This is a genomic window from Nonomuraea sp. NPDC050643, from assembly GCF_040654715.1.
GTDB lineage: Bacteria > Actinomycetota > Actinomycetes > Streptosporangiales > Streptosporangiaceae > Nonomuraea.
In genome coordinates this window covers 1-1,823 of sequence record NZ_JBFAIM010000176.1, presented here as the reverse complement: position 1 = coordinate 1,823, position 1,823 = coordinate 1, and the positions used below count along the sequence as shown (strand labels likewise).

The 1,823-nt window shown below is 65.0% G+C and carries 2 protein-coding genes; both read left to right on the top strand.

Features of this window, described 5'->3' with window-relative positions:
- Window positions 1-775, top strand: a 775-nt coding sequence (locus AB0I15_RS66795; protein WP_358121184.1) for a beta-ketoacyl reductase, incomplete at its 5' end; no start/stop codon positions are given.
- Between the two features lie 26 nt (window positions 776-801).
- On the top strand, window positions 802-1,823 hold a 1,022-nt coding region (locus AB0I15_RS66790; protein WP_358121182.1), incomplete at its 3' end, for a beta-ketoacyl synthase N-terminal-like domain-containing protein.

The window sequence follows — 1,823 nt, the reverse complement described above, 5'->3', positions numbered from 1 at the left end:
CCAAACCAGCACCATGACCAGCAACCTCACCACCACCGACCACCACCGCATCACCCAAACCGGCATCACCCCCCTCAGCACAACAGACGCACACAACCTCCTCGACACCATCCTCCGAACGCGCCAGCCCTTGGCCATCCCGGCCCACCTCAACCTCAGCCACCTCCGCACCACCACGGGGGCGCTCCCACCCCTCTTCACCAGCCTCGCCCCCACCCGCCGCACCACAGCACCGACCTCAACCGCTGCGGCCACCAGCAGCGAACTGCAACGCCAACTCGCCACTCAAAACGAGACCGAACAACACCACACCCTCCTCACCCTCGTACGAACCCACGCCGGCACCACCCTCGGCCACGCCAACCCCGCCCAACTCAACCCCCACCACCCCTTCCAACAACTCGGCTTCGACTCCCTCACCGCCATCGAACTCCGCAACCGCCTCACCACCACCACCGGACTCCGCCTCCCCGCCACCCTCATCTTCGACCACCCCACCCCCACCGCCCTCGCCCAACACCTCCACGAACGACTGGTCCCCAACGGGGGCAAGCAATCGGAGTTCCCTGAAAACGAGGAAGAGATCCGCCGAGCCCTCTCCTCCATTTCCATCTCCACTCTCAGGGAAGCCGGGCTGATAGACGCCCTGATGCGATTGGCGCGCGGCGCAACAGAAGCCGGCAGCAGCCCAACCCGGCAGGACCAAACGCAGGCAATAGAAACTGCCAGCGTCGACGATCTAGTTCGAATAGCGCTTTCCGGCAACGATTCCTGATATCACCGAGAAATACGGAGCTCATAATGGGAACCACTGACGAAAAGATCGTTGAGGCTCTCCGCGCATCCCTGCTCGAGAATGAACGGCTGCGCAAGCTGAATCACCAGCTCGAAAGCGGCCCGAAGGAACCCATTGCCATTGTGGGCATTGGGTGTCGCTATCCAGGCGGCGTTACCTCTGCCGATGAGTTGTGGGATCTGGTCGCCAACGGCGTAGATGCGATTTCTGATTTCCCCGCCAATCGTGGCTGGGACGTAGACGGGCTGTACGACCCAGATCCGGATCAGGTAGGCAAGACCTACACCCGGCGAGGCGGGTTCCTGCATGACGCGGGCGAGTTCGACCCGGCCTTCTTCGGCATCAGCCCCCGCGAAGCCCTGGCGATGGACCCCCAGCAGCGCCTGCTCCTCGAAGTCGCCTGGGAAGCCCTCGAACACGCGGGCATCGACCCCACCACTCTCCGCGGCACCGCCACCGGCGTCTTCGCCGGCATCATGTACGACGACTACGCCACCCGTATGTCTCAGGCACCAAAGGATCTCGAAGGTTATCTCGGGACCGGCAGCGCCTCCAGCATCGCCTCGGGCCGCGTCGCCTATACCCTCGGCCTGCAGGGCCCGGCCGTCAGCATCGACACGGCCTGCTCCTCTTCCTTGGTCGCCGTGCACCAGGCGGTGCAGGCACTCCGAAACGGCGAATGCACCATGGCCCTGGCCGGCGGCGTCACGGTCATGGCCACCCCCACGACGTTCGTCGAGTTCAGTCGGCAACGAGGCCTGTCGCCAGACGGCCGGTGCAAGTCGTTCGCCGCCGCAGCCGACGGCACCGGCTGGGGCGAAGGCGCCGGCCTCATCGTTCTCGAACGGCTATCAGTCGCCCAGCAAAACGACCACCAAATCCTCGCCCTCATCCGCGGCTCAGCCGTCAACCAGGATGGCGCCTCCAACGGATTGACCGCACCCAACGGCCCCTCCCAACAACGCGTCATCCACGCCGCCCTCACCAACGCCGGCCTGCCCCCCGACCACATCGACGCCATCGAAGC